Source organism: Rossellomorea vietnamensis (assembly GCF_025398035.1).
Taxonomy (GTDB): Bacteria; Bacillota; Bacilli; order Bacillales; family Bacillaceae_B; genus Rossellomorea; species Rossellomorea vietnamensis_B.
Genome location: NZ_CP104558.1, coordinates 4058653 through 4084493, shown reverse-complemented (window position 1 = coordinate 4084493; position 25841 = coordinate 4058653). Strand labels below are relative to the sequence as shown.

Genomic DNA, 25841 nt, shown 5'->3' with positions numbered 1-25841 from the left:
TTTACAACACCTAATTGAGCCGACTCAGCAAACGGTTGTTCTAGTATGATATACGTCTTATGAAAGGTAAAAGTTTCGAAAAGTTAGAATCATTTTAAAATGCGGGTAGTGAATATGTAACGCTCGGGAAGTCATAAGCATTCCCAGAACGAAAAAACTTTATTTCTTAAGAACAGTAAAAGCCTCAGCAACCTTATGGGCAAAACTCAGTGGAGGTTCCACGGATTGAAAATGGATATACATAATATCGGGTTTGGTAAAGAGCCAATGATTGTGAAGAGCGCTGATGATCAATCCTTTTTGGATAAGCAGTTTCGAGAATGTCGGTACTTTTTCTTCTAACAGGACAACTTCCCCAAGATTCAATGCGTGTCCTTCTGTATCAAGTGCCTCAAACGAAAATCCCGCCTTCAGCTCCCCTCTGCTTGGCCTCCCCTGTATCGTTACATGTAAATGCCGGTCGATCGATACGGAACATACGCCATTTTACACCTTGGCTTTTCCCTGCAGAATTCTACCGTACTCCGTGCACAATTCATGAAAATGGTTCATAAACCGAATCACCCTTTTTGTTTCACTCTATTCTTAAAAAGATAGGAACATGCAATCTTTTGGGAAAGCAATGGGAGGAGAATGGATCTTTGACTTGAATGTATTATAGGATAAGAGATTTAAAGAAAAGAACAGTAATATCCTATTTTACACTTTCAGAAACATAATCAACGACAGAGGAGGAAAAAAATGAAGAAATATACAGGAGTCACCTTTCAGGTACGAGTCGCAGATTACGAAGAAGGGCTTAGTTGGTACAAAACCCTCTTCAATCGCAACCCAGACTTCATCCCACATGAAAATTTTGCCGAGTGGGAAATCGTGAAAAATACTTGGCTGCAAGTGGCAAAAGGAGAGCCTACATTGGGGAATGGTCCATTACGATTAGGCGTTCAAGACATCCATTCTGAACGTGAGAGATTGATAGAATCGCTGAATATGATGATAGAGCAAGTCCAAACCCGGGAAGGCGTTCCCGCTGCCTGGTGTTCGTTTAGCGATCCGTATGGTAATTCAGTTGGATTGTTTGAGGAATTAGATGAATAACGGCAGAGCGGGGATAACATCCCCTCTATACCTGTCCCCATAACCCGGACCTTACTGTTTCCAGAAAGCGCAGGGCAGCTGGAGGCAGGGACTGTTCGCTATCCAGGCTTACTAAAGCCACTTCCCTATAGAGAGCCGTCATATCATTCGGTTCCAGCTTTACCAATGATCCTTCTTCTAAGAAGGCCGAAACCATTGATTCTGTAAGAAGCGCTGTTCCACTGTAGTTCTGGACAAACTCCAGTGCTGTAGCAGGAGGCAATTCGATGGAGTCACTCCCGAATGACATATGGGTTCGTTGCCAATGCTTGCTCTCCTCGCTCCAATCCGTCATGATGTATGGTTTGCTCGTTTCATAAATGTCCTCTACCCTATAACTCCGGTTCTTCATCCCGCTTAATGGCTGATCACGGCGGGCAACGAAGATCAGGGGTTCTTTTATCGTGTAAAGCTTTTTCAAATCTTTATTAAAAAACGGGGAAGTGATCATTCCCAGCTTGATGCTTCCGTCATAAAGCATATCGATGATTTGTTGGTTATGGCCGGTGTGGATGGCTATGTTGATATCTGGATAGGTGTTATACATTTCCCTTACGATCGAGGTGAAATGTCCCGATGTAAATGTCGGAAGGGTTCCGATCGTGATCTCACCTCTTTTGCCCTCTTGTATCGACAGCGCCCTTTCTCGCCCTTTATGCAGGACTTCGAGAGCCTGCCTGGCATAGGGAAGGAACCCTTTACCTAAATCCGTCAGCTCCATTTGTTTTCCTGCCCTGACAAAAAGATATCCCCCTACATCTTTCTCAAGCTCTTTAATCCGCAAACTGATAGTAGGCTGCGAGACATCCAAGTATCTAGAAGCTCTGCTGTATGAACCTAGCCTCGACACAAGTTCAAATGCAATTAGCTGATTGATTTCCATACTGACACCTCCACTATAAAAATAGTTAATAATAACTATAAGTAATATAGGATTGTTTAATAGTTATAAGCAAATTATAGTGTAAATACACAATGAATAAAAGGAGGTCATTTCATGAATGTGAAAGCAAAATTACAGAACCTAATGGACACCCAGTATAGCCGGCCCGCCGGGGTTCTCGGATGGTTCATCGGGGAGAAGATGATTCGCCAGCATAAGCCTGAAACGCTGTGGACCATTGAAAACCTCCAGCTTCAGAAAAACGAACGGATCCTTGAGATAGGATGCGGGGCAGGATTCGCGATGAAACTGATCGCTTCGTCGAATGGAAGTTACAGTGTCACCGGATTGGATGTGTCAGAAACCCTTCTCCAGTCAGCAGCTTTACGCAATAAAAAAGCCATCAGACAAAAGCAGATGTCACTGGTTCACGGAAGGGTCGAAGAAATGCCCTTCCCTGATGAAGAATTCACAGCCGTGTTCAGCATCCATTCTGTTTACTTCTGGGAGGACCTGTCCAAATCATTGAAGGAAATTGAAAGGGTGCTGTCTCCTGGAGGAACCGCCCTGATCACGCTTTGCGATGGGAAAGACGGCGAAGACTGGACTACAATCAAGAAGATGATCCAAGGTGAATTGCTCCCGATCATGGAACAATTGAAGTTTACGGACCTTCGCGTATTGGAAGGACCCGTGTCGCGGGGGTATCATACGGTGGCTGTATGTGGGGTTAAATCATCATCTCAATAGCTCGATTTTCAGAAAAAGATGGCCATGGGGCAGGTATGTTGGTTCACAGCGTACCTGCCCCATGGCCTTTTTTAGTGAAAAGTTAATCGGGAACCGTCCCTAGTTAATCAACCAACCACCGTAAAAACCAACTCAAATTCTGCTCCATAATGGCCCGGTGTATCCCTGGTTTGTCAGAGCTATATCCCATGCCATCAAATACAACTAATTCTGTCTCCACTCCCATATCCTTGAGTCCTTTATAGAGCTCATAAGCATTGGGAATGGGGACTCTCGCATCCTTCTCCCCATGTTGGATCAGGGTTGGGGTAAAAGCTGATTGAATATAGGTCGTGGGTGAGGCTTTGGCATAGATCTCCGGATCGTTCCATGGTGTATCTCCTACATGCATCCTGATAAAGGAAGGGAGATCAGTATTCACATAATTCGTGACCCAGTTACTGATTCCTCCCCCAACTGAGGCAGCCTTAAACCGATCACTATAGGTAGAGCAGAATGCTGAGATGAATCCGCCCTGGCTCCAGCCCATCACACCGACTCGAGCTTGATCTGCAATTCCCCGGTCCACGAGTGTATCGACACCGGATATCACGTCCTCGTAGTCACCGATGCCAAGGTTACGATAGTTTGCCTTTAAGAAGTCATTCCCATATCCTGAGCTACCTCTGTAGTTTGGTTCCAAAACGATAAAGCCCTTCTCAATAAACAATTCAACTGGATATTTTTCATTGAAGCAGCTTGAATGGATGGGGAAAGAAGCCCAGTCCGGCCCTCCATGAATGAAGACCAATAACGGGTGTTTATCATTCCAATCAACGTCTTTAGGGGTTGTTAATATCCCTTCTATTTCAAGGCCATCACTACTGCTCCATGAGATGACTTCCCTCTTACTTGTAAGTCTCCCTTGGAGCAGAGCATTCTCATTGGTTATTTTTTCACCATCAGCATAGACTTCGAATGTTTCATTGGGTGCAGCCTTACGATAGGCGAGGTGATTTCCATCTTCTGTTATTGAAGCTTCCATAATGCAGCCATCCGATTTTCCGCTTATCATGTCCAACTTCCCATCTCCAGACAATAACCCGATCCGATAATTCGTTTTATCCTGCCACATCAGTAGAATCCCTTTAGCTGTCCAGCGTATGGGAACAACCGCATGGTCAAAATAAAGCAGTGGTTGAATCCGCTCTCCATTCTTAAAATCATAGATTTCAAGTGTACTGTCCATGATATGAGTCTTATAGTATTCCTTCTCACGTAAACTTGCCGTGTAACACACTTTCGTAGTTTGAGGTGAAAAGCAAACGTTCCCTCCCACTACCTTATCACCATCCAGCTTCCGCAACTCTCCAGTTGGACGATCAAGCAGGTAGAGTTCTCCGTTCTGACCATCCTCCCCATCCGGGCTTGGGGCAGCCATGACCACCACCTTGTCCCCATCGGATGAAACATCGAATTCTTGGATGTGAAAATCCCTTCCCTCAGTCAATTGATACGGGACCTGTTCAATTAATTCTACGTACCATAAACAATGATTCCGGTAATCCTTGCCTACATAGTGGAAATCTCCATACTTCTCCCTGCGCTTCTTGATTTCCTCAGATTCCTGTGACAGTGCAACATAGTATACTCCCTTGCCAGAAGGATCCCATTTGAATTGAATGACCCCTTCTTTTTCATCGGTGATTCGAACCCTGCCATCACCATCGATCGACTCCACAAAGATTTGATTTCCCGAGTTCCCTTCACCAGCTGAAAGATAAGCCAATCGCTTGGAATCCGGCGACCATAGTGGGGATGTCCCCTCTGTGAATGGGGTGCATTCCCCCTTGTCTTTTTCATATATTACGATGGAATCCCTATATGTATTCTCTTCCCAATCAGCTGTGTTTTTGACAAATGCTACGCGTTGTCCGTCCTCACTCATGTGTATATCTGAAATGGCAGGTATGGAAAGAAGCTCTTCAATACTTAAATATGTATCAATCTTATTCATTCAAATACCCCTTCATCTTGAATTACTTAAAATGCTTTCGTACATACCGGCCTTTCATGCGTGTGGAAAAGGTCATTGATTTGATTCACACATGCTGGATTCGATATTTCTGCTTTGCCCCATTTATATAAAGAGCGGAAAGTCACTGCCCCCATGATCATAGATGAAAACTCAGAGATATCCATTTGTACGACAGTATCGACTGTTTCTTCATGAAAATGTTGAATCTCCCCATGTGAATACGTCACGGTGAAGTTCTTTGACTCGTCATCTTGCAGATCGTCCTTTATGTCAAACTTTATTGTTAATGAAGCGCTGCCGAATCGGTGCTTCTTCTCGTACAGCTCCATCAATAACCCTTTACAATCGATGACCCTATACATCACACCAACCCCAAGGTTCACCATATGCTTATTGTCAACAGACGGCGCTGTATCAAGCATAGTGTTCAACCCGCTTTCAGGTGAGCGGACAAAATGAATGAGGTCATCATTACTAGAATTGATGATGATTCGCTTAAATTGATCGGCCTGTTGATATAAAAAAGTAGATAATTCTTCAATCGCTTCCCTTGTTTCAAAGAATAACTCATGGATGTAAAGATCCTTCCCCTTTCCTTCGTACAATACGTAGCCAAGCACTTTACCATCCTGTTTAAACCCAACCACTTTTCCAAAATGAAATGGTCGATTCAATTCCCGCTCTGTCGGAAATCGTTTCGTCATCCCATGCGTTTTTTGATAAACACGGTTGTAACAATCCAGAATGAGTTCTTTGTCTTCATCGTTTAAGTGTTTAAGATGCTCTTTACCGGAAAACTTCTGAAAAGAGGATGGGCTGACATAACATTGATAAACCTGTGCCCCCATTCCAAATCCCATTCTTTTATAGAATGCAACGTTGAACGGATATAACATCACAAGATGATGCCCTTTGGACTTATGAAGCTCATAAAAATAGTTGATTAGTCGATACGCATTTCCCTCTTTCTTATGTAACAAATCAACGGCAAGCATCCCGACTCCGCCAACAGGGATGGTGGTTTGGTTCAAGTTCATTTCAAACAGAAATGTCCTCATGCCAGCCACTAAATCATTCCCTTTGAACAATCCATATAAGCTTTCGCTCGGTGTTTCTTCGATATGCCCCTGCAGCCATTGGTCGGCATTTAAACCAAGGAACGCCCCATTGGCAAGGGAACAAAATGATGCGTATTCAGAATGATTGATTTCCCTAATTTCCTTCAACTTGAATTCCCTCCCTAATTCTGAAAACCTGTGAGAATCTTATAAACGGATTTCCATCATCCTTGATTTAGTCCTTAAATTCATGGATTCATAGAATTTAATCGCATCTTCGTTAAACTCCCACACGCCTAACTCCAATGAATCTGCACCAATCGTCTTGGCGTACTCCACTACTTCCCCGAAGAATTTTTTCCCCAAGCCTTTTCCTCTGAGCGTCTGATCCACACCAAAGTCATCCATATAGACCACTTTCTTAGGAATGAGGATCGGTCTTTCAACAGGACTCTTGATTGTAAGAATGGTATAGGCGATGGGCTGGCCTTCTTCTAATATGAATACCTTCGTGTTTTCTCCATCTATTAAGCTGTTAAAATACTGCCGGTCTAACGTGGTGTCTGCCATTTGGTAATGGTCTGGTCTTTCCTTTGTATGCATTTCGTGCACTTGTCTTTGGATTCGATGGACTGCATCGTAATCGTTTTTAGTGGCTTCTCGGATATGTGTTTGCATCGTATTTCCTCCTGGTTGTTTTGAAACTGTTAGTAAATGTGAAAAACTGAAGGTCCTTTAAATAACCTTCAGCTGTTTAATGACTTCAGAATACCTATCACTGATGTTCTTCATATTTTGCCCTTTTTTTAAAAAACCTTCCACAAACACCCATTATTTCAAACCTTTTCACTTATGGCAATATTCATTTTCTTTTGAATATAACTTTTTATTTAGTTTACATGACCTGCAAGTAACTCCATTAACCCCTCTGCTGTATCTTTTTTACTTATGTACTTTTTGGGAGGTTGACGTTTTGACACAATAAAATGTTCTGCATTTTCTCCATAGAGAGACCCGGTTTTATTCGCAACCATAAATTCTGCCCCAGAGGACTCCATCCGAAGGTTTGCTCTCTTAAATAAGTATTCCGAGTCATCTGTATGCTCTAACTTGAATCCGACAAGCAAGACATTTGGATTCCATTTCTTTATTTCTGATAATACTTTTGGGGCTTTTTTAAAATGAATGATCGGGGGTTCATCACTCGTCATTTTTCCTGTCTCCAAAATCGGGTTCCCTCGTTGGTCCACTATTTTATCGACTATCCAATCTGATCCGGCAGCTGCCATGATTACGACATCAATAGGTTCAGATTGTACAATCGATTTGATTTTCTCACCCAGATCTTCTATCCCCTCAAATTGTATCAAGCGCATGTTCCCATGGTTTTCTGGAAGCTTTGCAAAATAGCCGTGTAGGTAAATGATCTCTGCTTCATGGCTTAACGCTTCTTCCGCCAGGTAACACCCCATCGTCCCTTTTGCTAAATTAGTATGTCCTCTAACCGTATCCCATTTCTCAAGCGTACCTCCACTTGTTATCAGGATCTTTTTACCTTTTAATAAACTCATGCATTCACCTACTATTTTTATTTCGGATTTATATGTAATTTCATCAATAAATTACTGGCTCCAGATTGGAACATTGCATTATAGAAATCTACCAAAGACTCTTAAAAACCCTTTATAAAAGAATATTTTTGCAGGAGAAACTCTTAATGATGTTTTCACTACTTCTCCCCTACATGTTAAATAATTCTTAATTTGTTTTCTTCTATTTGGAATCATATTCAAGGGGAGTTTACGAGGGTGAAACCACCTTACTTCTTCTGTTTCCGGCCCCTCGTTAATCGGTGACCCTCCTTCTAATTCTCCTGAAAATAAATGCTCTACATCGTTGTATTGTGGCTTATAGTATTCCCCGATTTTCTGCTTAATTGAAATACTATAACCTGTTTCTTCTTGTGTTTCTCTTATAGCACATGCCGATAATTCTTCACCTTTTTCCAGAGTTCCTCCGGGAAGATCCCACAAAGGATAATCTTTTCTCTTAGCCAACAGAATATAACCTTTTTGATTCATCACTATAGTAAAGCATCCAGCAGTATTTTCCTTGATACTAATACCTCCTCTCTTTCTATTTAATTAGTATCCTCTTTTTTTATCGAACTAAGACATTTCACTTGCAAGTATTTCAATGAATTCACCTACACGACTCACTCTTTGATCGGGTTTTGTACTAAAGTTCTGTGTCTGGAAGTTCGGCAACCACTGGACGCCTACGGTACGGACGTTTGCTTTTTTACCAGCGTTTATATCAGCATCACTATCCCCTATAAACACGGCTTCGTCGTTGGTGATGTTAAGTAATGTTAATGCCTTATTTAAACCTTCTGGATGAGGTTTAGGGTTGGATACATCATCACCGGTAATGATGACGTCGAATAATTCATTCATATTGAGATGTTCAAGTGAAATGTCAAGGCTTCTTCTTGCCTTTCCAGTTACAATAGCTAATTTGAATTCATGTTTTTTTAATAGGTGGAGTAAGTCATTCACTTCCTCATTAGCTGTGACCAATTCTACATGCTTTTCACTATATTTCTGATAATACATGTCTATTGCTTGATCCCAGTTAGAGTTCTTCAGGTTTTCTTTGATGATGCCCGTTTCAGATGGTCCAAACATAGATTTAATTTCATCAGGAGTAACTTCAATGTCATCAAACTCCTTGAATACTGATTGAAATGCATAGAAAAAAATCGGTAACGTGTCAGCCAGTGTCCCGTCGAAGTCAAAAATAATCGCCTTCATCTTATCCCGCCTCTTCACCAAATTTCTTCTTAATAATTTATAGTAGACTTAACATCTCACTTCTTCTTCAAGAACCCGAAATGGCAAAAACGGATTGCTCATTTCCAAAGCGTTGAATCTTCTCCTCTAGTCTCATTCCTACTGATAATAATAGTTTGCAAGACGCCTTGTTTTGTGTCTGTGTTTCGGCCATGACTTTGTCTAATTGCATAGTATGAATCCCATAATGCAATACCTTATTAATTACTTCTCTGGCGATTCCTCTTCCCCAAAATTCCGGTAAAAATTGATAGCCGATTTCAGTGTGAATTCCATCATGATAGGTATCAAGGAATACCATCCCGACAAATTCCTGGGAACGTTTATTGAAAATAGTCCAATGATATTCCTTATTGGGTGAATGAATCATGTCATGAAATCTCTGTTTAAATGATTCTTCATTAACGGTGCCACCTAAATATTTTCGTACCTGCTCGTTGTCGTATAATTTTTTTATATGGTGAGAATCACTTTCCTTTAATCTATGTAACTCGCATCTTTCTGTGGACAACAATGGATTCACCCCTTTTAGAAAAAATGTCAAATGATGATTCTACAAGTTATTAATGCTCTTGAATTTTGATTTAAGCAAACCATTCACTCTTGTAGTATTTAATGAAGTATCCAGAATTAAATATGGATTTTCATTTGGATCTATTCGGGAAGCTTTTATTACATTTTCTTCATAACCCAAACCTCTTAAACGCTTTTGGTAAAAAGTAAAATAACTTTCTTTCTGTAATGGACCTACATGTATCAGCCCAAGAAAATCTAAGGTACATAGCTCTAATATGGCAGTGGATAAATCCTCAATATGTACAAAATTGCGGTACATATTTGTTGCCGCATGGAAGCAGCCCTTTTCTTCTACTTCACTGATAGTCCTTTGAGTCCTCTGTTCAATATTTTGATTTAAATCCTTTCCGTATAGTGGACCTGTACGAATAATGATGTGGTTTGGATGGTCGTTCTGAACCATCTTTTCACCCACTATTTTCGAATTAATATAGGTAGATAAAGGTGCGTCTTCAGCTATCGGTTTAATTTCATCTGACTCGGAATAACCACCTTTTCCTTCTGAAAAAACGCCGTCTGTCGAAATGAAGATAAGTTTCGTCTGTCTACTTATCGTTGATAATAGGTGTGATAAACCTATGTTTATTAGTGCATCCTCTTCATCCATACTTAACAATGCCCATACGACTACATCAGGATGAAAATCTTTGATCGTTTGTTCTACTGCGCCTTTATCTGTTATGTTCAATTTAATTATATTTGATTTTTCATTTTGATTTCTTGAAGTACCTAATACTGTGTGATTTAATTTTTCTGCTAAACCAAATAAAGTAGATCCAAGAAATCCAGTTGCTCCTAATATTAGAATTTTCAAGTTATCCCCCCTCAAAAACAATTGTTCATCAATATCTAACCTTCCTATAGACCCCCATTCCCAGGTAAAATAGGAGACCAATCCCCATAATGATCACCCCATATACCATAAATCCTAATCCTTCAAATCCTCTGATAAAGACGATACCTATTACAAAGGATATATAACCTATAGTGGATATGATTAAAGGAATGATGAACCCTCTTTTACTTTTCACGTTCAAGAAATGAATCGAACTCAGAATCAATATTGCTGTCAACACTGATACTGCAATCACTGCATCCCCATAGTACTGCCACCACACGGCTATCCCTCCTTTCCATGTTTACCAAGGAAAGCCTCTTTCAGTAAGAAAATCAATCAAACGGTACACGATACCAACTATAATGAAGCTTATTCCGAAACCCTATCTTTTCTGCAACTGCAACAGAAGCCTCATTGATCTCCATACAATCCCAATACGGTGTAATCTCATTCTCTAAACAGTCTTGCACAAAAGCATGAGCTCCCTTCTGGGCAAGCTTTTTCCCTTGATGATGTGGTATCGTCTCGATGTCAATGCCGTGCACATTCCCCGCTACTACTCCTGAGAAACAAACGCTTACAATTTTATTTCTATGAACCATCATATACCCGAGACCTTGTTGGAAGAACTTATCAAACGATGGCCAAAACTCTAATACCTTTGATTGTAAGAATTCAATGTTTCGATATGTTTCGGAACCGTTATTATCCAAAATACTTTTTGTGATTTTAACAGTTTCATATCCTTGTTCTAAAAGAGGTTCATGTTTCTGGATATAATGATCCTTTTGTAATTCATATACTTTTTGATTGTATCCTTTCAAATTTTCACCAAATACGTTCTTGATCGTCTTATTCCATTTTGGATGGTCACCTATCGCTTCAAAACCTGTTAAACCCACTCTGTTGGCCTCTGGTTTGATGACTGTATTGAAATAATGGTTCAGCTTGCTATTAAATTCTGCGTTTTCTTCGTTCCCAATTAAGATAAAACCATTATTACTTCCCAGCCATATGAATCCAGAGGCAGGAGACATAGGGTCATCCACAAATATGCGATCGGAATGCGTACCTTCAATGGCGGCTTTTGATTCCAAGAGCCCCCTCTGAACTAATAATGGTTTGCATTTATAAAATTCAGTCGGATCAAGCTCTGAAATCATCCGGCTTCATCCTTTCTACTGATTATTGTTTGTCAACGTATCATTCAAATACCGCTCCTTAATCAACCTTCGATGGTGATTTTCATGTCCCGCAATAATGTAGGCAATCGCACGGGCCGTCACTTCGGAGCCATTTGCTTTTCCACGTTGGCGCAGCGCTTCTTCATCCAGGCTGCTTAGAAGAAGAATGGTGTGTTGGCGGACAAGAGCTTGATGATGTAAAAGGTCCGATAGTGAAAAACGATTGAACTGCCCTCTTTTCACATAATCATCATCGGTATATCCAGGCAGCATTCCCTTTTCCCCCCTGGCAATACTGAGAAGGCGGTAGCACATGATTCGCTCCGTGTCGGTTATGTGTCCGATGACTTCCTTAATCGTCCATTTTCCCGGAGCGTACTGATATTCTCCCGTTTCCTCACTTACGTCTTTCAACAGTTTCTTGGTCTCCTTTTGTTGATCTTCGAGTATCTGGAGCAGTTCTCCATCTGGTACATTGTTTATATACTCTTTATAATATGGGGGATATTCGTTTGTTTCTGGCTTCTTCATCATAGCTTCTACTCCCTTTTTATGCTAAATACATATCACTGATCGTTTTACTTCTAAGAAATCCAAGATCTTCATAAAGCTTAATAGCTGCATTATCCTTAATGACAGATAAGCGAGTGGCCGGGTACCCTTCACTAGAAGAATGGATCGAATGGGTTAATAAGTATCGTCCGATCCCCCTCTGTTGATGATCAGGGTCCACAACTAAACTCATGATAAGCGGATAGTCTTCAAATTCCATGTACAGACAGACACCAACAATGGTGTTCGTATGAGTATCGATCACAACCCTCGAACACTCATCCATGATTTTATTATGTTTATGTTGATCAATAAATTCATTTACGTGAAGAAGATAATCCTCTTTCGTTCCGATTTGCTTATACGCGGGATTGGCACTATAGGCTTTCATAAGTAAGCATGCGATATCCTCTGCATCTTCACTTGCTACCGCCCTCGAGCTATACCCTTCAGGAAGAATGGCTTTCAACGGCTCCGTTGGACGAATCATCCATACATTCATTTCAAGAACCTTGCATCCTAGTTGTTCATACGTTTCTACATGTTCCTCTGCCACTTCTCGTACAATGATTTTATTTTCATCCGCAGATATCTCTTTCACATAGTTTAATAGCTTGTTGGCCAACCCTTCATAGTCCTTATAGGGTGGCACTACAAATAAATCCGACATGAAATGAGGTTGCAGAAGGACACCGCCAATGATCGTTTCGCCTTCCATGATGAAATATCCACAGTCAAAGATGGTCGCCACTTCCACTAACGTCTCCGGAGATCTTCTAAAATAGGAATCTGCATATTTTTGTCCATGGTAAATGGAGTAATAGCGGGTGTATTCTTTGGGTTCTTGATAAACCAACCTCAATCCGCCTTCTATCTAGATAGGTTCATGCTTATTCATATTTTTTACCCCTTTGTTTTAACTAAGCAGCTTCGATCTAGGATCTTTTAAATAGATCCCTTTGCTTCATATACTCGATTGCCTTGGTTTTATTCTTTTGTTTGGAAACATATTCTGCTTCATTTTTATCTTTATAATATGCGTTAAATCTCTCTTCTGAAAGAGTGCCTTCTTCGATGGCTCTTTGAACCGCACATTCTTCCTCGGTTATATGTGTGCAGTTCGAATACTTACACGCCCGTGATAATTCTAGAATGTCTTCATATCCCTCTTCTACTTTGTGTTCGGGGTCAACGAATTCTCGGACTATTTTATTCTTTTTCATACCCTTCCTCCTCTATAATTCAGATAAACACAACTCAATACCCCGACGAAGAGAAATCAACTCTTCACGGGAACTTATCTTTACGTAAAAGCTTTTTAAAAATGTTTTACAGTTCGCTTCTAAAAACCAATAATTTTCTTCCTTTACATGTTCTTTCCGACGTTTCAGTTCGGCTGGTATTCCTTTTAGTAAGTGTTCTATTTCCACTATGTCCAATCCCTTTTCTAACATAGCGAGTATCGGTGTGATCATTCTCTCGTCTTCACCATGAACATAGACACTTTCAGATACAAGGATTTTTCCCCATAGTGGAGGTAACATGTCGAAAAGATCTTTCTGCTCCATTTTTTTATTGAGTATCAATTCGTCAAATGCGTCCGCCACATGGGCTATACTATGGGCCCAGCCTTTCACCGGGACAAAGCCCCTCAGATCATTTTCTGAGTTGATGTAGTTGATTAAGTGATATTTTGTTTTATACACAGCGTCCCGGGAGAGAAAATCATCCTTATTATCCTTGTATAAAATAACGGCGATGACAAGTGAGCTAAACGCCCTTGTAAACACGGTATCCGTGCCGTTTTCACCAATCCCCTTGAATAACATGTCGTCACTTAAACAGTGATCCAATAAATCACGCAACAATTCATGATCCAACTGGTTGTCTATGGCTAAGTGAAAAAAGGTGGTATAGATCAACTTATCCCTAAGCTCACTATCCGTAGATCCGATGAAATGCATCATGGACTTTACAAGACCAACATGATTCTTTATGTCCCACGGCTTTTGTCCATTCTTATATTCTTGTAAGTACTTTTTCAGTTCATGTTCTTCCATTACAAACTCGGTTGATCGAAAATCCACCATCTATTTTTCCTCCTCATGAATCAATTGCTCTCTTCTGATAAAAAAAGAGACTATCAACAAACGATAGTCCCCACATACTAATAAGATTAAGAAATCTCAGGATTAACTAACTATATGCGATAAGAAGGTTTGGACATCGTACATGTAATGGTTCTGGTATGAAGTTCATTGAGCACACGATTTACAACCTCCTTCACAAATCAAATTCCATTCATATTCAATTATAACAAACTGGTTTTTTTTAGCAATTACGGATTTGAATTTTCAGAAAAAAGAACCTCAATTCCTCATACCTCTTCCCTAATAAACCCTTTTTTTCTAAAATATAAAAAAGGACTTACCCTGTTTTGGATAAGCCCTCTGCAATAATATGATTCTCTTCTTATTCATCAAAAACCAGCTTCAAATAGTCAGAGTGACCTCTTATTAGTTCAAATTCTTCTTCGGATGAGATCCAAAAAAATTGAAAGGTAAGTCCTTCTTCTTCTCCTCCACCTGTTGGATTGTACTCCCACTCATCAGCCATTTCATGACAAATGATTTTATAAAAATACCTATTGTGCATAGCACCGTCATCATTTTCCCAGTAATCGGATGCTATCAATTTTCCCACTTCAAATGTTTGAATTCCAGTTTCCTCCTGAACTTCTCTTATTACTGCGCTAAACGTTTCTTCCTCTTCTTTTACTGTCCCTTTTGGTAACTGAATACCTGCCTCAGGAATATTTTTGTGTTGAAATACCAATAATTGCAGCCTTCCATCACTTACTCTAGTGATGTAGGCGTATGCTTTTTTTATTGGGTCATGGATACACACTCCAATCTAATTATCCGTTACAACCACCCTATCCTATAACGAAAAAACGGAAATCAACTGGCAAACTTTCTACTGTTTCTCCCTATATTGGAATAAATCATTCATTCTTATTTTAGTTCATAAAATTAATTTTGTTTTAAATAAACTGGAATAAAAGACAAACCATTATCTTCTCGAATTTTTTTAGCTTCTTCTGGAGTACTAACCATAACATGACTGACGGCTCCAGATCTTTCTGAAATGCTAACGTCTAGGATCTTTGAATTTAGCCGTTTTAGCTTTCCAATCGGTTTTCTATCATTTGAAAATTCTTTTGGGTATGTCTTTAAATATTGTTTTATTTCTTCCTCTTCTTCCGTGGATAATGGAATTAATGTAAATCCACTGTCAGCTAGCAACGCTTCCATTTCGGATTTTTCATCCTCTACCTTTTTTTGAATTACCTTCCCGGATTTAGTCAGAGGTATGTCGACAGCGTCACCCACTTCAAGGATGCAGTCCTTTTGATTCTTAACAGCTACCGGGGCAAAGGTCATGATGTATTCATCGTTGTCTCCATCTACTTCACCCTTACTAAAAATCGGTTCGACTTTTTCGCCGCCTGCTTTTATGAACACTCCAGATTTTTCACCGTCAACACTATACCCATACCCTTTACTGTTTTTCCTTGAATGAAGAAATTGGCGCTCCAACTTGCTCATCACATTATATACCTTTCCACTTTTATCCTTGGGATCTCCTGTGTCTGACCCTGTAACTACCACCCTTGTTTCAAGCTTTGAGAACTCTACCCTTCTAACGGTGTAGGTTTCCCTTCTGTAGGTGAATGTTTTATTGAGTTCTACCGTTCTCCTTTCTGATACTGCAGCCGGCTTGATGGTAAATTCTAATGGCCAGGTTGTTTCCACGCTATCCCGCCGGTTATCTTTATAAGTCGTTAATTGATCAATTTCCAAGCGGATGTCTTTTCCCTCGTAATCCTTTAATGATTCAAACGAAAGGGCTGATACTACTTTGTTCTCCTTACTGTCATAAAATCTACTTCCCCAGCCTACATTTTTCAATTTTCTCTTTTCTTTTCCAACCACTAAATTGATTGAGCTTACACCTTCAAACAAATCAATATAATAATCTTTTAAGTCAGTTTTTTCACTCTGATAAGTAAGGAGTAGTTTTGTTTCCTTATCATCTGTCAACAAACGTTCAAAATGGACGGTTATATCATGTTCTTCATCAATATAGGTTTGATCAAGTATTTGTCCATCACCTGATAGAACGGCATTTCTCACTCCTGAATCATCAATATGCTTACTTGAGAAAATTTTGTCATATACCTCTTGAATGGCCGCTATCACTGGTGTGAATGTTAGCGTTGAAGCAATGAGCAAGAGTGCCGCTGCAATGATTGAAAGTCTTTTATAAAGTTGTTTTTTCCCTTTTGAAGAGAGTACTGGACTTGGCTTCTTCTCCTTTATAGTGGGATGACTCGGTACATTGAATTCAGATTTTGCTTTTTCGACGCCTAATCTGGCTCTACTATGTAATTCATCCGGAATTTCAATTTTTTCTAATTCGCGTCTAATTTGATTATTCATACATATCAACCCTCCTAACCTGTTTTCGGAGTTTTGCCAGCGCTCGATATAATACAGACTTTACTGTGCCCAATGGCGATTCCTCAAGTTCTGAAATCTCCTTAAGGGTATATCCATGGTAAAACTTCCAGAGTATGATATTTTTTTCACTTTCATTTAATGTCTCAATCAAGTCTTGCAAGGATAATGAAAGCGGAAGATCATAATCTTCTAATTCAATAGGGGTATCGTATTCCGGGTTCAGATGAATGACTTTCTTTCTATGTCTCAACATATCCGTGGCACAGGTTATGGTGATTTTGATTAACCACGTTTTAAAATAGGCAGGATTCCTTAGTGTTCCTATTTTCTTGAAGGAGCGATAGGCCGTTTCTTGAACGACATCAAGAGCATCCTCCTGATTTTTCACGTAGACATACGCCATTCGATAAATATCTTTCTCGTATTCTTGAAACATTGTCAAGAAAGCCTCTTCGTCGCCTTCTTGAGCTTTGTGAACTAATTCAATAATTGAACTCACCTTCTTTTCCTTTGTGTATGACTATGTATTAGACGGCCGTGTGATGGATTTGGCTTCATTAATTTGAAATACTACAAAAAAACAAGAGGAACGGACCTCTTGCTTCATTGGTTCATATTTTCAGTAATAGCACTACTTGATAACCACATTCTCAACCAACGCTACCCCGCCTTGCCCCATCTTATATCTGTCCCGGGGAATACGTGAAGTTACCATGACATCAAGGTACTTTTCCTGGCTGAGTTTCTCATAGATATGCCCATATTTCTGTCGGTCAAGGTAGAGCGTCCACCCTTCCAGCGCCCGGGGATAATCGACATACTGTTTACCGTAAGGGTCTTCGACGATATCAATCCGGAAGTGGGTGCCCTGCAGATCTTCATATTCTCCACTGGCAGTGGCATAAGGGTCCATCTCGGCCGTTCCTTCTACAAAGAAAGGTTCTTCTTTATAGGAAATCGGATCATACAATACTTCCCTTCCGATGAATGATAATCCGTTTTCCTCCATATAGGATTGACCCTCCATTGATGTATCGGCATAGCGTTCCAAAGGCTCAAACTCCACATCCTGTCCGACAGCATTTGTTCCAGCATATTCGGTAAATCGTTCTTCCTCCACCTTTGCAGTGACATTGACATGGACCATCCCACCAAGGGCCTGTTCATACAATTCCTTGTACTTCACCCGGTCAAAGACGATCCTCCAAAGCTGCTCCTCACTGTTTACGGTGTCCCGCACACTTAATACGAAATGGGTCGGCTCCAAGTCCTTGTATGCGCTGGCATAGCGATAGGTCACGAGCTGCGCGTTTCCACTGAGGGCGAATGGACGATCTGACATCCCCTTTAAATCGTACAGGATATCCCTGGCTGTGAGCTCCACGGAATGCTTCTTCATATAGTCTGCCAATTCGTCATCCAGCGGCTTTTCTTCTACATCGCTTTGTTTAAACAATATTTCCTCAACCATTGAAAGGTGACCCTGCCCCGTTTCGAAATATTCTTTCGGTATGGACACTGTCGCGTACACATCAACTGGTCCTTTCTTTAACGCTTCAAACAGGTCCGGGTACTCTTCCCTTGGCAAATAAACATACCAATCCAATTCATCTTTTTTTGTCACCTTGATGACAAAGTGACTTCCTTCAAGCTTGTTGAAGCCATAATTATAATACCTGGCGAGCTGTGCCTTTCCTTCAAGAGCAATTGATTGATCTGTAAATTCTTCTTCCACCCTGTAAGGAATATCAGTCCCCTTTATCGAGACCTCCTGATCTTCCATGAACTCATCGAAAGTGTAACCCTCTTTAAGATTTCCAATTGTCTTTGTTTCTGTTGAAGGAGTTTTTTCTACTTCTTTAGAAGATTTCTCTCCTTGTTCAGTAGCATTACACCCTGACAAGAGCAAGATGACCATTATGATACATAGTCGTTTCAATTACATTCGTCCTTTCAATTTTTGAACTTCCTATTTAAAAAAAGTACGTCATTCATTCTGACATACTTATCCTATTAGGTTGATGACTAAATAATGAGGAAAGTGACCGAGTATCGTCACTTCCCTTTCTCATAAAACCTCCGCACTTTCGCACGATTCCCGCAATCCGCCATGGAACACCAGCGGCGACTTTTATTCCGGCTCGTATCAAAGAATAACCATCCGCAAGGGTCTCCCTCACATTGCTTGACCCGCTCCAATTCATTTTTTGAAACGAGTAAATTCACAGCTGATTGTAGAATGGGTGGCAGCATAGTGTCCAGGGGATTATCTGTTTGTTTGAACTTTAAAGTATATTTGCCGTTCTCGCGTATGACTTGCAAAGAACGATAGAAATGGCTCACGGATTCATTGAAGCATGCCAGATCCTGCTCGTTGGGCGGGGTTTTCTTTGAAATGCTTTTGAACATTCGATACATGACTTCACGTAGTTTGATTGTTTGCTTCAGGACATCTTCTGCTTTTGAGGGGTTTTCCTCTGCTTCACTAAGAAGATCTTGTGCCTGTTGAATTGTCAACACTTCAGCATGAGTCGACCAGTCGACCAATTTGGGGTAACTCGTAAACCAGTCCCGCCTTTTCTCCGTACTTTCCCGCCAGCTGACGGTATTGATGAAATCCATACATAGTCGTTCTCCGACCATCATATAAGGGTTTGTTTCTGACATAATCATGGCTCCTTTTCTCTAACCATCATAATACATATTGACAGTTAGAAACAACCGGAGTAAACTTATAACCAGCTAAAGTATTTTAGATGGTTAAATACAATTTAAGGAGGTACTATAATGGAGAATCCAATGTTGGCAGCTGTTAAGACGTTGTTGAAGGAAACATTTGAAGGTCCTGAAGCAAACGGAAGCTGGTACACAGAATCAAAGCCAGGCAGTGGTTTATTCGGGACGCTCGAAGGATTATCGGCAGAGGACGCTTCGATACCGGTCAACGGCACGACCATCGCCGCCCAAACCGATCATACCCGCTATTATCTATGGGTTGCGAGATCCTACTTGAATGGAGAAGAACCCGACAAGGACTGGGAAGCATCCTGGAAAATCACAAGTGTAGACACCAACACATGGACACAATTCACCTCTGAACTTCAACACGAATACACCTCACTGCTTACAACGATTGATTCACTTGACTCCTTAGATGAACAAACCGTAACGGGAATGCTTGGGGCAATCGCACACTCCGCCTACCACCTTGGATCGATACGTCAGATGATCAAAGCGATTAAAGTTCCTAGTCAGAACTAAATTTGTAAAGAGCTTCCGGCATCATTAAAAAAGAAGAACCCGTCGTATTTGACGAGTTTCATAATGTTAAGAATACTTAATAAGCGGAATTTTTCCGGTTACCTTTAAGTTGGAACCTGTTTTCGGGTTAAATAAGCGGAGTTTTTCCGCTTACGCCCAGAAAAAGCGCCTATCATTGGGACTATTGGAGGAAATAGGCGGAATTTTTCCGTCTATTTCAATCTTTTTTAATAGAAATCTCTAATTAAGCGGAATTATTCCGTCTATTTATCAGCCAGTTCTTAAACTCCACCTGACCACCCAACCGACATAAGTCTATAAAATAATGATATGGGAAACCAGCACATTCTAAATGGGCTGGTTTTTCTATAGATTAGTAACTTTGCTTCATCCACCCAGCGTCTGTTAAAAAGTCATCTCTAGTCAGTTTTTGACCGCCAATATACTCCCTATCCTGGGATCCCCCCTATTCTTTAATAAGTGACAAAACAAGTAAATGCCTTTCTGCTTTTTGGACACATTTTTATTACGAAGCATCCAATTCCTGCAATGCCTCAAGCAATCTATTCTGCATCTTTTCATCATCACTTATATAAAACACCAGAATATTATTAAATTGGTATGCTCTATGTTCAACTACTTCTGCTGTTGCTGTATTCTCTTCAAACCGTTGAAATCCTTTTTCTCTATCACTTGCAGAAGAAAAAACATAAACCGATAATGTATGTCCCTTTACATTATATACTTCGGGAGTAATTCCGTTTAATTCTTGTATAAAGACGTTCTCACTTTGCAAATCAGTCTCTTTATCCAATTCAATCCCTTGGTCCGTTATGATCGTTTCTACTTCTTCCAACGTAAAGTTCTTCCCTTCAGTCGGGTTTTCTTCTGTTTCTTGTTGACTACAAGCCCCCATAATCGATATGACCAGTATCAAAAACAATAGTTTTCTAATCACGGATCCCCCCTACAAAATTAACTTCACTTCCTTAATATTTGCTTGTCGCATCCTCAATTCTTCTACTAACCTGCTTTTCTTAAGCTTCTTTTAAAACTTAGTAAGAAAACTTCTACGTTCCCCTTCCGCTACTATGTACCCGTGCCTCTTGTAACCCTTTATATTCGTTTCATTTTACCCATTTTTCAGAAATTATCCTTTCATTGGTTTAGGTAAGGCAGTTTAAAGGAATCACCGTTAACAACTTTATTCATCTTGCTCAAGTTTTTCGTACCAAATATTATCTAGGAGGTACACGTTGAAGTTCACAGGGATAGGATTAGTTATTGTTGCCGCTGTATGTTGGGGCATTAGTGGGGGAATTGCCGATATTTTAATGAATAAAGGCTGGGATCCCCTTGTGATTTCACTCTACCGAGGGGCTATTGGCTTTATATGTTTTTTCGTGTGGTTTCTCCTTCGCTTTAGACAAAATCGGGGTATCTCTCCACGTAATTGGATATGGTCTCTTTTAGCGGGTGTGGGCGTTGCTGGTAACTTCACATTTTATTTTCTAAGTATCCAAGCCTCGAGTATTGCCATTGCCGCTACTTTAATGTATACCGCACCTGTATTCGTCCTATTAATCTCCTTTTTATTACGAATGGAGCATTCAACTTGGTTTAAATGGGGTTGTATTACTGGTGTTCTTTTCGGGATTATCCTGCTTACAGGTGTCTATAATACTGAATCGATTTCAGTGAGTTTGTTAGGAATGGCTGCCGGGCTTGCTGCTGGCCTTTCCTATGCTTTGTTTATATTCGGGTTTAAGAATGCGTCTTCTCATGGAAACCCACCTACCACGTTAACCATTGCTTTTTTTTCATTTTGTCTCATCCTTTTCTTCTTTACGGACAAAGGGGAATCAGCAGCTGTACTGGCGTCTAAGGATTTAGGGCTATTTTTACTATTAGGAATTCTGGGTGCTGGACTGTCCTTTTTAGTGTATGTAATTGGAATTCGAAAGACTACTCCGGCAAATGCTTCGATGGTCGCTATGGTAGAGCCGGTGACAGCATCATTATTTGGCGTTCTGGTAATCGGGGATCACTTGAACCTCATTCAAGTGTTGGGAATGGCGGTCATCCTGGTGACGATCACCGTACTTAGCGTGAAACAGTCCAACTGAGAAAGAATATTTCATCCTTTCCTGAAAAAACATTTAGTTTCCAAAGGAAAAGGGAAGGGAATCTATAGCCCTTTTCCTTTGGTCTATCATTTGAGTATTTTAAATACTAATGTCTCAACGCACGATAAATCGAATAATCCACTTCGCCCGAGATATTCTCGAGCCCCTTTTCACACAATTCCAGGGCCATTAAATTCTCTTCAGAAGGCGGGAGGTTTTTCTCAGACGCATAAATTCCAAATTCAGTTGATGTCCTAAATCCAAAACGTTGATAGTATAGAGGATCTCCTTCAACAATGATTCCTTTAAACCCCATTTCAGCCGCTAATGTGATTCCTTCCTCTAACATAAACGTGCCAACGCCCTGTTGTTGTTTATCCTTTACGACTGAAACAGGGGACAACATCAAGATTTCATGTTCATGACTATGACTAATGGGGAGTTTTGAAAGGATATAGTGACCGATTATCCTCCCTTCTTTCTCAACGACCAGATCAAGTTGCGAAATATAATAGGGTTTTTCCCGGATCTCCTTTACAAGTGCTTTTTCGATGACTCCATCTGAAAAAGTGGTGTTCCTGAATATCTCATAGACAAAGTCTTCAATGTAACGATATTCTTCTTTTTTTACAGGCCTTATCTTCATTCATACACCTCCAAAGGTAAGTTCTACATACTGAATCTAATAGCGATTGTCCTTCCTAAACACTTATATCCCAAAGACTGAGCAATGGCAACGGAGGGGGTATTTGATTCAAGGGTCTGATAGTGCATAGTTGCACCACTTGTTAGCCCTCGTTGTGAGAGGGCATTTACAATTGTCTTCGCATGGCCTTTACCTCTATAAGCAGGATGGGTAATAATCCCGACACTCAGAAAGCCTGATTCTCCTTTTATCCAGGAACCTGCTGCCACTACTTTCCCATGAAGGATCTGTAATAAGATTGAACTTTTCTCCTCATCAATGGAACTGTGCTGCCATTCGATTTCTGAGCATGAGTCACGCAATTCTTCCAGTAGCGTTCTATGGTGTTCACTCTTGTATTTAATCACGGATGAAGGGGATGTTTGAAGCAGTGAATCATCCTCTATATACCCTTGAAATGTCGGGCCGATGATATTGGCATGTTTGCCATCCAACGATTGACTCAGCCATTCAGCATCAAATACTACCGCAGGTCCTAGGTTCCTTACCGCTTTGCCCAGCACCGGTACGTATTTTAGTGGAGCGGATATGATACAGGAGATTCCATTGGAGAAAGTGTAAATACCGTTATATCCATCTAAACTCTTGGAATGCTGCAACACCTTCACATTAGGAACAATCAGGTCTGAGTAGTTACATCCAAGAAACTCAGCCCAATGAGCATACACTCGATCTATCATATCTATCTGAACCATCTATTCTCCCCCCTTCTAGCCTTACTAAGTAAATTCGAGAAAACTCAGTTTCCTGAATAATTACTGTTCACTTCCTTCATACTGCTCGCAATAAACATCGAAGCATCCTTCTTCATGAACACACGCTTTCCATGATGAAATGTCTTAATCCCGGTAGAAGTAAATCCGACGCCAGAGAGTGTTTCTTTTAACTCTGAATGTACAAATCCGTTATGTACTTTTGGATGGCTGATTTCTTCGTTTTTGTCAAAATCCACGATGATAAGCTTGCCGCCGTCATGGAGAATCGTGAACATTTCCTGTAAAATCTTTCGGGTATCAGGGATGTGAAGAAGAACAAGTGACATGAGGACAATGTCCGCTTTCACATCAGGGGTTCCCTGAGTAAAGTCGGAATGAAGGACATCAGCGTTTGGGATTGCTCTCTGGGTGATCTTTTCTTTTGCCACTTCTAACATCTGCTCCGATGAATCAATTAACAATGTCGAAGCGACCAGATCTGTCAGTTCTAAACTAGCAAGCCCTGTACCGCTCCCATAATCGATTAAGGATTTAGTCTGACTGTCTTGCAATTCTCTTTTCACTTCCTCCACGACAATTTGAGCAAGTTCCTTTCGTTCTTCTGTATCGTATCGCTTGGCCATTTCTTCAAAAACGTTCTGTTCCATCCGTCACACTCCTATTAAAGATTCTTTGTCGTCATTATATCAAAAGTCAGTATTGGGGATTTATTTTTGGTACACTACACATAGTTCAATTTTAGAAAAATGAGGTGATGGTCATGAAACCATTCACACCGGAAGAACAGCAGCAATTGATTGAAGCGTTTCGTTCGATCATCCGTAAATCGGAAAATGCTCTTGCTCGTATGAAACCAGGCACACCGCAGACGAACTTGCTTGAGAAACGATTGAAAGCAGCAAGGATTGGCGAAGATGTTCTCCATGCACGATGGGAAGACAAGGAGTTGGTTGTTAGCAAAGATGAGTTATTAATGGCAAAAGAGGTGCTGAAGGGATTGCTGTTGATGCTTCCTTCCTTTCTTGAGAAAACAAAGCCAGGGAGTGGACAGCGGACTTATATTGAGAGAAGGATAAAGGCATTTCAGACTGCTGTTTCCTATTTGGATAATGAGGGTAATTAATAGAGCTGGCTCGCCAACTCTTTATTTTCTCTCTCTTATTTTTTCACTTCGGATTCATTCTTCACACACGCTATAACCGTATCCCCAAACGACCTTACGTCGGATAAGTAATCATAACCCTCAGGAGACCCAAAGCTATTAAACATCCGAACTGCTACAATATCCTCTTCAGGGATGACTAATAGGGTTACATTTGTAAATCCAAGTATTTGATAGGAACCTTTAGGGACTTGATCACCTATCTCTGTCTTTTTGGCTGGTAAATCTTTGACAAACCACAAGAATCCATTTTGAGGTAAGTCTTTATGGAGGGTGGATGGACTTTGGAGAGAAGTAGCTACCTCTATTATTTCTTTCGGAACTATTTGCTTTCCATTCACTTTTCCTTTTTTTAAATGGAGATACCCCCAGTAAGCGAGCTCCCTGGTCGATACATACATGTTCATTTTTTCCCCTTCAGTGCTTTCACTGGTCTTCCAGTCTTGATCCCCTTCATAACGCAACACGACATCGACAAGCTTTTCGTGTTTCTGTGAATACCAATTGGATTCAGTAAACCCTAAAGGGGTAAAGACACTTTCATGAAGGATATCTGCAACTGATTTACCTGTTGTTCGTTTAACAATTCGGGTTAGAGCCTCGATCCCAATTTGCTTATAAGACCAACTTGAGCCTGGAGTAAACTCACGAATGTCTTCATTTGCCTGTTGAGTTAATCCATGTGTATGAGTAAGTAAATGTCTTATCGTTGTACCTTTCCAGGTGTTCTCTTCAAGTTCAGGCAAATAGGATAAGACTGGATCATCTATGCTGTTTATGCAGCCATAGTACAATGCATAAGAAACTGCAAAACCGATGTAGCTTTTTCTAACTGAAGCAACATGAAATTGAGTATCAGCCTGAACGGTTCTAGCGTCTCCTTTACCCGACTGCTTCCCTATGTACCGCTCCAACACAATGGAATCTTGATGAATGATAAGAGTGGAGGCTCCTGAACAGATGACATTATTAAAAGTTGATTTTACGTGGTCAACTACTGGTGTGAAAATTGGATTGTCTTTGTGATCAAGGATCAAGTCGTGTTTAATCAGCGGCATAGCTTCCCCCCTACTCATAAAATTCCATATAAGGTTTAGCTTCCTTATAATAATCGATTCGATCTTGCAACGTGCCACTATGAAACTCAAATGTGTGACCATCTGAATCGGTAAAATAAATTGATTTCTTATCACGACTGTCTCGCTTTCGACCTGGCAGAATGTTTACCTTCAAATCCGTTAACTCTTTATACGCCTGCTCAAAATCTTCTTCTTCAATCGAAAAGGCTATGTGAGTATAAGATTGTGAGATTTCATTCCTAGGGATATGCTTTTCCTCATTCAAGGCAAGCCAATAGCCATGAAGATCAAAGTAGGCTGTTGTTTTCCCTTTTACGAGTAACTTTGCATTGAACACTTGCTGGTAAAAACGGATGAAGCGTTCCAGGTCTGAAACAGAGAAGAGAAAATGATTAATTCCTTTAATATTCATGAGATTCAC

Annotated in this window: 31 protein-coding genes; 5 read left to right on the top strand and 26 right to left on the bottom strand. The window is 40.4% G+C overall.

All coding sequences use genetic code 11. The features are described from left to right. Positions 1-159 precede the first annotated feature (159 nt). A complete protein-coding gene (locus N5C46_RS20945) occupies positions 160-441 on the bottom strand; it encodes a DUF1259 domain-containing protein (RefSeq protein WP_336275590.1) in 282 nt (93 codons plus the stop codon). A gap of 300 nt (positions 442-741) precedes the next feature. Here N5C46_RS20945 and N5C46_RS20940 point away from each other — a divergent pair, with 300 nt between their 5' ends. Continuing rightward, positions 742-1098 (top strand): VOC family protein, encoded by a 357-nt coding sequence (locus tag N5C46_RS20940; protein ID WP_261750103.1) that lies wholly within the window; start codon positions 742-744, stop codon positions 1096-1098. 25 nt (positions 1099-1123) lie between these two features. Here N5C46_RS20940 and N5C46_RS20935 read toward each other — a convergent pair whose 3' ends face one another. Next, positions 1124-2020 carry a LysR family transcriptional regulator gene (locus tag N5C46_RS20935; RefSeq protein WP_261750102.1) on the bottom strand — a complete coding sequence of 299 codons (897 nt, stop codon included), beginning with the start codon at positions 2018-2020 and terminating at the stop codon, positions 1124-1126. 114 nt (positions 2021-2134) lie between these two features. Here N5C46_RS20935 and N5C46_RS20930 point away from each other — a divergent pair, with 114 nt between their 5' ends. Further along, a complete protein-coding gene (locus tag N5C46_RS20930) occupies positions 2135-2770 on the top strand; it encodes a class I SAM-dependent methyltransferase (protein ID WP_261750101.1) in 636 nt (211 codons plus the stop codon). A gap of 103 nt (positions 2771-2873) precedes the next feature. Here the strand turns inward: N5C46_RS20930 and N5C46_RS20925 are convergent, their stop codons facing one another. The 18 genes from N5C46_RS20925 to N5C46_RS20840 form a co-directional block, all read right to left on the bottom strand. After that, positions 2874-4766, bottom strand: coding sequence for a S9 family peptidase (locus N5C46_RS20925; RefSeq protein ID WP_261750100.1), 1893 nt, complete (start codon positions 4764-4766; stop codon positions 2874-2876). 26 nt (positions 4767-4792) lie between these two features. Further along, on the bottom strand, positions 4793-6013 hold the full coding sequence (locus tag N5C46_RS20920) for a GNAT family N-acetyltransferase (RefSeq protein ID WP_261750099.1): 1221 nt from the start codon (positions 6011-6013) through the stop codon (positions 4793-4795). A gap of 39 nt (positions 6014-6052) precedes the next feature. Next, positions 6053-6523: a GNAT family N-acetyltransferase gene (locus tag N5C46_RS20915; RefSeq protein WP_261750098.1), complete on the bottom strand. Its 471-nt coding sequence runs from the start codon at positions 6521-6523 to the stop codon at positions 6053-6055. Between the two features lie 212 nt (positions 6524-6735). Next, positions 6736-7416 (bottom strand): phosphopantothenoylcysteine decarboxylase domain-containing protein, encoded by a 681-nt coding sequence (locus tag N5C46_RS20910; protein WP_261750097.1) that lies wholly within the window; start codon positions 7414-7416, stop codon positions 6736-6738. 78 nt (positions 7417-7494) lie between these two features. After that, positions 7495-7926 carry an NUDIX hydrolase gene (locus N5C46_RS20905; protein ID WP_261752393.1) on the bottom strand — a complete coding sequence of 144 codons (432 nt, stop codon included), beginning with the start codon at positions 7924-7926 and terminating at the stop codon, positions 7495-7497. Positions 7927-8013: 87 nt separating this feature from the next. Then, complete coding sequence (locus tag N5C46_RS20900) at positions 8014-8658, bottom strand: HAD family hydrolase (RefSeq protein ID WP_261750096.1); 645 nt, start codon at positions 8656-8658, stop codon at positions 8014-8016. 67 nt (positions 8659-8725) lie between these two features. After that, on the bottom strand, positions 8726-9211 hold the full coding sequence (locus tag N5C46_RS20895) for a GNAT family N-acetyltransferase (RefSeq protein WP_261750095.1): 486 nt from the start codon (positions 9209-9211) through the stop codon (positions 8726-8728). 39 nt (positions 9212-9250) lie between these two features. Beyond that, entirely contained in the window at positions 9251-10087 is an 837-nt protein-coding gene (locus N5C46_RS20890; protein ID WP_261750094.1) for a sugar nucleotide-binding protein, read from the bottom strand. Positions 10088-10443: 356 nt separating this feature from the next. Next, positions 10444-11274 (bottom strand): GNAT family N-acetyltransferase, encoded by an 831-nt coding sequence (locus tag N5C46_RS20885; protein ID WP_261750093.1) that lies wholly within the window; start codon positions 11272-11274, stop codon positions 10444-10446. A 15-nt stretch (positions 11275-11289) separates the two neighbouring features. Further along, positions 11290-11829 carry a DinB family protein gene (locus N5C46_RS20880; RefSeq protein ID WP_261750092.1) on the bottom strand — a complete coding sequence of 180 codons (540 nt, stop codon included), beginning with the start codon at positions 11827-11829 and terminating at the stop codon, positions 11290-11292. Between the two features lie 16 nt (positions 11830-11845). Next, positions 11846-12703: a GNAT family N-acetyltransferase gene (locus N5C46_RS20875; RefSeq protein ID WP_261750091.1), complete on the bottom strand. Its 858-nt coding sequence runs from the start codon at positions 12701-12703 to the stop codon at positions 11846-11848. Between the two features lie 79 nt (positions 12704-12782). Next, complete coding sequence (locus N5C46_RS20870) at positions 12783-13070, bottom strand: ribosome small subunit-dependent GTPase A (RefSeq protein WP_261750090.1); 288 nt, start codon at positions 13068-13070, stop codon at positions 12783-12785. 12 nt (positions 13071-13082) lie between these two features. After that, on the bottom strand, positions 13083-13937 hold the full coding sequence (locus N5C46_RS20865) for a DUF2785 domain-containing protein (RefSeq protein WP_261750089.1): 855 nt from the start codon (positions 13935-13937) through the stop codon (positions 13083-13085). A 382-nt stretch (positions 13938-14319) separates the two neighbouring features. Continuing rightward, entirely contained in the window at positions 14320-14682 is a 363-nt protein-coding gene (locus N5C46_RS20860; protein WP_261750088.1) for an NUDIX domain-containing protein, read from the bottom strand. A 197-nt stretch (positions 14683-14879) separates the two neighbouring features. Next, positions 14880-16349 (bottom strand): DUF4179 domain-containing protein, encoded by a 1470-nt coding sequence (locus N5C46_RS20855; RefSeq protein ID WP_261750087.1) that lies wholly within the window; start codon positions 16347-16349, stop codon positions 14880-14882. Next, a complete protein-coding gene (locus N5C46_RS20850) occupies positions 16342-16869 on the bottom strand; it encodes an RNA polymerase sigma factor (RefSeq protein WP_261750086.1) in 528 nt (175 codons plus the stop codon). Before N5C46_RS20850 ends, N5C46_RS20855 begins: the two co-directional genes overlap by 8 nt. Positions 16870-17001: 132 nt before the next feature. Further along, the gene (locus tag N5C46_RS20845) at positions 17002-18309 is read right to left on the bottom strand and encodes a hypothetical protein (RefSeq protein WP_261750085.1); all 1308 of its coding nucleotides are present in this window, start codon (positions 18307-18309) and stop codon (positions 17002-17004) included. Positions 18310-18425: 116 nt separating this feature from the next. Beyond that, positions 18426-19037 (bottom strand): CGNR zinc finger domain-containing protein, encoded by a 612-nt coding sequence (locus tag N5C46_RS20840; protein WP_261750084.1) that lies wholly within the window; start codon positions 19035-19037, stop codon positions 18426-18428. A gap of 120 nt (positions 19038-19157) precedes the next feature. Between N5C46_RS20840 and N5C46_RS20835 the strand changes: the two genes are divergently transcribed. Then, positions 19158-19631 (top strand): hypothetical protein, encoded by a 474-nt coding sequence (locus tag N5C46_RS20835; protein ID WP_261750083.1) that lies wholly within the window; start codon positions 19158-19160, stop codon positions 19629-19631. Positions 19632-20157: 526 nt separating this feature from the next. On the opposite strand, the gene N5C46_RS20830 is transcribed toward N5C46_RS20835, so the two are convergent. Next, positions 20158-20589, bottom strand: a complete 432-nt coding sequence (locus tag N5C46_RS20830; protein WP_061809408.1) for a hypothetical protein — start codon at positions 20587-20589, stop codon at positions 20158-20160. A gap of 298 nt (positions 20590-20887) precedes the next feature. On the opposite strand from N5C46_RS20830, the gene N5C46_RS20825 reads away from it, so the two are divergent. Next, on the top strand, positions 20888-21757 hold the full coding sequence (locus N5C46_RS20825; RefSeq protein WP_261750082.1) for a DMT family transporter: 870 nt from the start codon (positions 20888-20890) through the stop codon (positions 21755-21757). Between the two features lie 106 nt (positions 21758-21863). Here N5C46_RS20825 and N5C46_RS20820 read toward each other — a convergent pair whose 3' ends face one another. Genes N5C46_RS20820 through N5C46_RS20810 form a run of 3 tightly spaced genes read right to left on the bottom strand, consistent with a single transcriptional unit; the run spans position 21864 to position 23826 of the window. Then, positions 21864-22403, bottom strand: a complete 540-nt coding sequence (locus tag N5C46_RS20820; RefSeq protein ID WP_261750081.1) for a GNAT family N-acetyltransferase — start codon at positions 22401-22403, stop codon at positions 21864-21866. 23 nt (positions 22404-22426) lie between these two features. Continuing rightward, positions 22427-23158 (bottom strand): GNAT family N-acetyltransferase, encoded by a 732-nt coding sequence (locus N5C46_RS20815; protein ID WP_261750080.1) that lies wholly within the window; start codon positions 23156-23158, stop codon positions 22427-22429. A gap of 44 nt (positions 23159-23202) precedes the next feature. After that, complete coding sequence (locus N5C46_RS20810; RefSeq protein WP_261750079.1) at positions 23203-23826, bottom strand: class I SAM-dependent methyltransferase; 624 nt, start codon at positions 23824-23826, stop codon at positions 23203-23205. Between the two features lie 113 nt (positions 23827-23939). Here N5C46_RS20810 and N5C46_RS20805 point away from each other — a divergent pair, with 113 nt between their 5' ends. After that, entirely contained in the window at positions 23940-24302 is a 363-nt protein-coding gene (locus N5C46_RS20805) for a hypothetical protein (protein ID WP_261750078.1), read from the top strand. Positions 24303-24337: 35 nt separating this feature from the next. Here N5C46_RS20805 and N5C46_RS20800 read toward each other — a convergent pair whose 3' ends face one another. Together N5C46_RS20800 and fosB are read right to left on the bottom strand one after the other, a co-directional pair. Then, the gene (locus N5C46_RS20800) at positions 24338-25399 is read right to left on the bottom strand and encodes a serine hydrolase domain-containing protein (RefSeq protein WP_261750077.1); all 1062 of its coding nucleotides are present in this window, start codon (positions 25397-25399) and stop codon (positions 24338-24340) included. Positions 25400-25409: 10 nt separating this feature from the next. Next, entirely contained in the window at positions 25410-25832 is a 423-nt protein-coding gene (gene fosB / locus N5C46_RS20795; protein ID WP_261750076.1) for a metallothiol transferase FosB, read from the bottom strand. Positions 25833-25841: the final 9 nt, after the last annotated feature.

What these genes read in the sequence shown, in the direction of transcription:
- N5C46_RS20940 (WP_261750103.1), top strand. Translation starts at nt 742, where the DNA reads ATGAAGAAATATACAGGAGTCACCTTTCAGGTACGAGTCGCAGATTAC.
- N5C46_RS20935 (WP_261750102.1), bottom strand. Translation starts at nt 2,020, where the DNA reads ATGGAAATCAATCAGCTAATTGCATTTGAACTTGTGTCGAGGCTAGGT.
- N5C46_RS20930 (WP_261750101.1), top strand. Translation starts at nt 2,135, where the DNA reads ATGAATGTGAAAGCAAAATTACAGAACCTAATGGACACCCAGTATAGC.
- N5C46_RS20925 (WP_261750100.1), bottom strand. Translation starts at nt 4,766, where the DNA reads ATGAATAAGATTGATACATATTTAAGTATTGAAGAGCTTCTTTCCATA.
- N5C46_RS20915 (WP_261750098.1), bottom strand. Translation starts at nt 6,523, where the DNA reads ATGCAAACACATATCCGAGAAGCCACTAAAAACGATTACGATGCAGTC.
- N5C46_RS20910 (WP_261750097.1), bottom strand. Translation starts at nt 7,416, where the DNA reads ATGAGTTTATTAAAAGGTAAAAAGATCCTGATAACAAGTGGAGGTACG.
- N5C46_RS20905 (WP_261752393.1), bottom strand. Translation starts at nt 7,926, where the DNA reads ATGAATCAAAAAGGTTATATTCTGTTGGCTAAGAGAAAAGATTATCCT.
- N5C46_RS20900 (WP_261750096.1), bottom strand. Translation starts at nt 8,658, where the DNA reads ATGAAGGCGATTATTTTTGACTTCGACGGGACACTGGCTGACACGTTA.
- N5C46_RS20885 (WP_261750093.1), bottom strand. Translation starts at nt 11,274, where the DNA reads ATGATTTCAGAGCTTGATCCGACTGAATTTTATAAATGCAAACCATTA.
- N5C46_RS20880 (WP_261750092.1), bottom strand. Translation starts at nt 11,829, where the DNA reads ATGATGAAGAAGCCAGAAACAAACGAATATCCCCCATATTATAAAGAG.
- N5C46_RS20870 (WP_261750090.1), bottom strand. Translation starts at nt 13,070, where the DNA reads ATGAAAAAGAATAAAATAGTCCGAGAATTCGTTGACCCCGAACACAAA.
- N5C46_RS20865 (WP_261750089.1), bottom strand. Translation starts at nt 13,937, where the DNA reads ATGGTGGATTTTCGATCAACCGAGTTTGTAATGGAAGAACATGAACTG.
- N5C46_RS20855 (WP_261750087.1), bottom strand. Translation starts at nt 16,349, where the DNA reads ATGAATAATCAAATTAGACGCGAATTAGAAAAAATTGAAATTCCGGAT.
- N5C46_RS20840 (WP_261750084.1), bottom strand. Translation starts at nt 19,037, where the DNA reads ATGTCAGAAACAAACCCTTATATGATGGTCGGAGAACGACTATGTATG.
- N5C46_RS20835 (WP_261750083.1), top strand. Translation starts at nt 19,158, where the DNA reads ATGGAGAATCCAATGTTGGCAGCTGTTAAGACGTTGTTGAAGGAAACA.
- N5C46_RS20820 (WP_261750081.1), bottom strand. Translation starts at nt 22,403, where the DNA reads ATGAAGATAAGGCCTGTAAAAAAAGAAGAATATCGTTACATTGAAGAC.
- N5C46_RS20815 (WP_261750080.1), bottom strand. Translation starts at nt 23,158, where the DNA reads ATGGTTCAGATAGATATGATAGATCGAGTGTATGCTCATTGGGCTGAG.
- N5C46_RS20810 (WP_261750079.1), bottom strand. Translation starts at nt 23,826, where the DNA reads ATGGAACAGAACGTTTTTGAAGAAATGGCCAAGCGATACGATACAGAA.
- N5C46_RS20805 (WP_261750078.1), top strand. Translation starts at nt 23,940, where the DNA reads ATGAAACCATTCACACCGGAAGAACAGCAGCAATTGATTGAAGCGTTT.
- N5C46_RS20800 (WP_261750077.1), bottom strand. Translation starts at nt 25,399, where the DNA reads ATGCCGCTGATTAAACACGACTTGATCCTTGATCACAAAGACAATCCA.
- fosB (WP_261750076.1), bottom strand. Translation starts at nt 25,832, where the DNA reads ATGAATATTAAAGGAATTAATCATTTTCTCTTCTCTGTTTCAGACCTG.